Raw genomic sequence first — 5,362 nt, 5'->3', positions numbered from 1 at the left:
GGATTTAAGGTTACTTAAAAAACTTTAAAATTTTCTTCAAAAACATTTGGTCATTAAAAAATAAAGTTTTACTTTTGCACTCGCAAATACGGAGCGACACAGACAGAGAGATTGCTTCGTTAAAAAGCGGAAGATAAAAAGATCATTGACATACAATATAACAACCAAGTAAGGAAAAACTAAAGCGTTAAAAACTTTGAGTGAGTCAGACAAACATACAATGGAGAGTTTGATCCTGGCTCAGGATGAACGCTAGCGGGAGGCCTAACACATGCAAGCCGAGCGGTAGAGATCTTTCGGGATCTTGAGAGCGGCGTACGGGTGCGGAACACGTGTGCAACCTGCCTTTATCTGGGGGATAGCCTTTCGAAAGGAAGATTAATACCCCATAATATATTGAATGGCATCATTTGATATTGAAAACTCCGGTGGATAGAGATGGGCACGCGCAAGATTAGATAGTTGGTGAGGTAACGGCTCACCAAGTCAGCGATCTTTAGGGGGCCTGAGAGGGTGATCCCCCACACTGGTACTGAGACACGGACCAGACTCCTACGGGAGGCAGCAGTGAGGAATATTGGACAATGGGTGAGAGCCTGATCCAGCCATCCCGCGTGAAGGACGACGGCCCTATGGGTTGTAAACTTCTTTTGTATAGGGATAAACCTACCCTCGTGAGGGTAGCTGAAGGTACTATACGAATAAGCACCGGCTAACTCCGTGCCAGCAGCCGCGGTAATACGGAGGGTGCAAGCGTTATCCGGATTTATTGGGTTTAAAGGGTCCGTAGGCTGATTTGTAAGTCAGTGGTGAAATCTCACAGCTTAACTGTGAAACTGCCATTGATACTGCAAGTCTTGAGTGTTGTTGAAGTAGCTGGAATAAGTAGTGTAGCGGTGAAATGCATAGATATTACTTAGAACACCAATTGCGAAGGCAGGTTACTAAGCAACAACTGACGCTGATGGACGAAAGCGTGGGGAGCGAACAGGATTAGATACCCTGGTAGTCCACGCCGTAAACGATGCTAACTCGTTTTTGGGCTTTTGGGTTCAGAGACTAAGCGAAAGTGATAAGTTAGCCACCTGGGGAGTACGAACGCAAGTTTGAAACTCAAAGGAATTGACGGGGGCCCGCACAAGCGGTGGATTATGTGGTTTAATTCGATGATACGCGAGGAACCTTACCAAGGCTTAAATGGGAAATGACAGGCTTAGAAATAGGCTTTTCTTCGGACATTTTTCAAGGTGCTGCATGGTTGTCGTCAGCTCGTGCCGTGAGGTGTTAGGTTAAGTCCTGCAACGAGCGCAACCCCTGTCACTAGTTGCCATCATTAAGTTGGGGACTCTAGTGAGACTGCCTACGCAAGTAGAGAGGAAGGTGGGGATGACGTCAAATCATCACGGCCCTTACGCCTTGGGCCACACACGTAATACAATGGCCGGTACAGAGGGCAGCTACACTGCGAAGTGATGCAAATCTCGAAAGCCGGTCTCAGTTCGGATTGGAGTCTGCAACTCGACTCTATGAAGCTGGAATCGCTAGTAATCGCGCATCAGCCATGGCGCGGTGAATACGTTCCCGGGCCTTGTACACACCGCCCGTCAAGCCATGGAAGTCTGGGGTACCTGAAGTCGGTGACCGTAACAGGAGCTGCCTAGGGTAAAACAGGTAACTAGGGCTAAGTCGTAACAAGGTAGCCGTACCGGAAGGTGCGGCTGGAACATCTCATTTTAGAGCGTCATTAGACGATAAACAAAATTAGTGTCCTGGACACAAGTACTTGCTTAAAGTAAAGCTTTAGTTTTTTATTTGGTTGATATATAAAAATACAAAACCCACTAGAAATTAGTAAAGGGATTGAGACAAAGAGGCAGGATAAAAGAAGGAAGAATATTCTGGTATCTAATATCTGAAATCTGTTAGTCTAACAGACAGTCTCGTAGCTCAGCTGGTTAGAGCGCTACACTGATAATGTAGAGGTCGGCAGTTCGAGCCTGCCCGAGACTACTAATTAAAGCGGTAAGCATTAAGCTGGAAGCAGTAGGCGATACGCCTAAAGCTTATAGCGTAAAGCCTGCAGCACCTAGAGGGGGAATTAGCTCAGCTGGCTAGAGCGCCTGCCTTGCACGCAGGAGGTCAAGGGTTCGACTCCCTTATTCTCCACAGTTTTGGAAGACTGATTTAAAAGTTACGGATGGAGCCAACAACAACATTTGTTCATCAGTCGGAAAGAAAGACATTAAGATCATTGACATTAACGGTAAAGACATCACAAAGAGAAAACCGAGCGCATAAAGCGCTTGAGTAACCAATAGGAAAGAAATCGTTAAGGGCGTATGGCGGATGCCTAGGCTTTCAGAGGCGACGAAGGACGTGGTAAGCTGCGAAAAGCTGCGGGGATTGGCACACACGAATAGATCCGCAGATATCCGAATGGGGCAACCCAATACATTGAAGATGTATTACCTCGTAAGAGGGGCAAACCCGGAGAACTGAAACATCTAAGTACCCGGAGGAAAAGAAATCGAAGAGATTCCGTAAGTAGTGGCGAGCGAAAGCGGATTAGCCCAAAAGTCTTTATATATTTAGAAGAATGTTCTGGAAAGAACAGCCATAGAAGGTGAAAGCCCTGTATTCGAAAGGTATATATAGATGATAAATGAGTATGGCGGGACACGTGAAATCCTGTCTGAATATGGGGGGACCATCCTCCAAGGCTAAATACTCCTGAAAGACCGATAGTGAACAAGTACTGTGAAGGAAAGGTGAAAAGCACTTCGAATAGAAGGGTGAAATAGAACCTGAAACCGTACGCCTACAAGCGGTCGGAGCAGCATTAAGCTGTGACGGCGTGCCTTTTGCATAATGAGCCTACGAGTTAATTTTACTAGCGAGGTTAAGGTATTAAGTACCGGAGCCGGAGCGAAAGCGAGTCTGAATAGGGCGCATAGTTAGTAGGATTAGACGCGAAACCTTGTGATCTACCCATGGGCAGGTTGAAGCTCTGGTAACACAGAGTGGAGGACCGAACCGGTTGACGTTGAAAAGTCTTCGGATGACCTGTGGGTAGGGGTGAAAGGCCAATCAAACTGGGAGATAGCTCGTACTCTCCGAAATGCATTTAGGTGCAGCGTCGATGTTAAGTTTATTAGAGGTAGAGCTACTGATTGGATGCGGGGGTTTCACCGCCTACCAATTCCTGACAAACTCCGAATGCTAATAAATGTTCGTCGGCAGTGAGGGCATGGGTGCTAAGGTCCATGTCCGAGAGGGAAAGAACCCAGACCAACAGCTAAGGTCCCCAAATATATGCTAAGTTGAAGCAACGCGGTTGGACTGCATTGACAGCTAGGATGTTGGCTTGGAAGCAGCCATTCATTTAAAGAGTGCGTAACAGCTCACTAGTCGAGCGGTCCGGCATGGATAATAATCGGGCATAAGCATATTACCGAAGCTATGGATTTATATTTAAGATATATCTGGTAGGAGAGCATTCTATTTGCGCCGAAGCAGTACTGTGAGGTATTGTGGAGCGGATAGAAAAGAAAATGTAGGCATAAGTAACGATAAAGCAGGCGAGAAACCTGCTCACCGAAAGACCAAGGCTTCCTCAGCCATGCTAATCAGCTGAGGGTTAGTCGGGACCTAACGCGAACCCGAAAGGGGTAGTGGATGGACACAGGGTTAATATTCCCTGACTTGCTCACAATAAAAGGGGACGGTTGGATGTATCTGCTGGAGACTGACGGAATAGTCAAGGCCTAGCCTTCGGGCGAAGCTGCTGTAGAGTAATCTGATCCAAGAAAAGCCGAAGTGAAGCAACCCGTACCAAAACCGACACAGGTGGTCGAGGAGAGAATCCTAAGGTGCTCGAGTGAGTCGTGGCTAAGGAACTAGGCAAAATAGTCTCGTAACTTCGGAATAAGAGACGCCATCAGCAATGGTGGCCGCAGTGAAGAGGCCCAGGCGACTGTTTATCAAAAACACAGGACTCTGCTAAATCGAAAGATGCTGTATAGGGTCTGACACCTGCCCGGTGCTGGAAGGTTAAGGAAGGTGCTTAGCGTAAGCGAAGGCATTGACTGAAGCCCCAGTAAACGGCGGCCGTAACTATAACGGTCCTAAGGTAGCGAAATTCCTTGTCGGGTAAGTTCCGACCTGCACGAATGGTGTAACGATCTGGGCACTGTCTCAGCCACGAGCTCGGTGAAATTGTAGTATCGGTGAAGATGCCGATTACCCGCAATGGGACGAAAAGACCCTGTGAACCTTTACTATAACTTCGTATTGACTTTGAGTAAGTAATGTGTAGGATAGGTGGGAGGCTTTGAAGCAGGCACGCTAGTGTTTGTGGAGCCGTCGTTGAAATACCACCCTTTACTTACTTGGAGCCTAACTTCTTAAGAGAAGGACATTGCGTGGTGGGTAGTTTGACTGGGGTGGTCGCCTCCAAAAGAGTAACGGAGGCTTTCAAAGGTACCCTCAGCACGCTTGGTAACCGTGCGTAGAGTGTAATGGCATAAGGGTGCTTGACTGTGAGACCAACAAGTCGATCAGGTGCGAAAGCAGGACATAGTGATCCGGTGGTTCCGTATGGAAGGGCCATCGCTCATAGGATAAAAGGTACTCCGGGGATAACAGGCTAGTCTCCCCCAAGAGCTCACATCGACGGGGAGGTTCGGCACCTCGATGTCGGCTCGTCACATCCTGGGGCTGGAGAAGGTCCCAAGGGTTGGGCTGTTCGCCCATTAAAGTGGCACGCGAGCTGGGTTCAGAACGTCGTGAGACAGTTCGGTCTCTATCTATTGCGGGCGTTAGATGTTTGAGAGGGCTTGATTCTAGTACGAGAGGACCGAATTGAACAAACCTCTGGTGTATCAGTTGTACCGCCAGGTGCACCGCTGAGTAGCTATGTTTGGAAGAGATAAGCACTGAAGGCATATAAGTGCGAAACTCGCCTCAAGATGAGACATCTTTTAAGGGTCGTTGTAGATGACGACGTTGATAGGCTACAGGTGTAAAGACAGTAATGTCATAGCCGAGTAGTACTAATTACCCGTAGATTTATAGTCTATGGTTACAGTATCAATTTATAGTAATATAAAAAATGACAAGTACTTTATGCGCAGCAAAGGTTTTGTCTTTGTGAAAGTTTTTATCGCTAAAAACGCAGTATGCTTTACGCTGTAAGCTTAAAGCTTATAGCTTACTGCCTACAGCTATATACCTTCTTTAGGGTGGTTTTAGCGGTGGGGCTCACCTGTTCCCATTCCGAACACAGAAGTTAAGCCCACCAGCGCCGATGGTACTGCTAACGCGGGAGAGTAGGCCGCCGCCAGTTTTTATTTTATTTTTAAAA

Annotated in this window: 2 tRNA genes and 3 rRNA genes; all 5 read left to right on the top strand. The window is 47.3% G+C overall.

The features are described 5' to 3' along the window. Window positions 1-217 precede the first annotated feature (217 nt). Window positions 218-1,734: ribosomal RNA gene (locus DRF59_RS20600) — 16S ribosomal RNA — on the top strand. A 202-nt stretch (window positions 1,735-1,936) separates the two neighbouring features. Next, a tRNA-Ile gene (locus DRF59_RS20595) sits at window positions 1,937-2,010 on the top strand. 82 nt (window positions 2,011-2,092) lie between these two features. After that, window positions 2,093-2,166, top strand: a tRNA-Ala gene (locus tag DRF59_RS20590). Window positions 2,167-2,319: 153 nt separating this feature from the next. Further along, window positions 2,320-5,075, top strand: a 23S ribosomal RNA gene (locus DRF59_RS20585). A gap of 161 nt (window positions 5,076-5,236) precedes the next feature. Continuing rightward, window positions 5,237-5,344 (top strand): 5S ribosomal RNA (gene rrf / locus DRF59_RS20580). Together the 16S, 23S and 5S rRNA genes with 2 tRNA genes alongside form the textbook arrangement of a ribosomal RNA operon. The last annotated feature ends 18 nt before the right edge of the window (window positions 5,345-5,362 follow it).

The organism is Chryseobacterium flavum (assembly GCF_003385595.1).
GTDB lineage: Bacteria > Bacteroidota > Bacteroidia > Flavobacteriales > Weeksellaceae > Chryseobacterium > Chryseobacterium flavum.
Note: the sequence above shows the minus strand (reverse complement) of the source record. Positions and strands in the feature narration are given on the sequence as shown.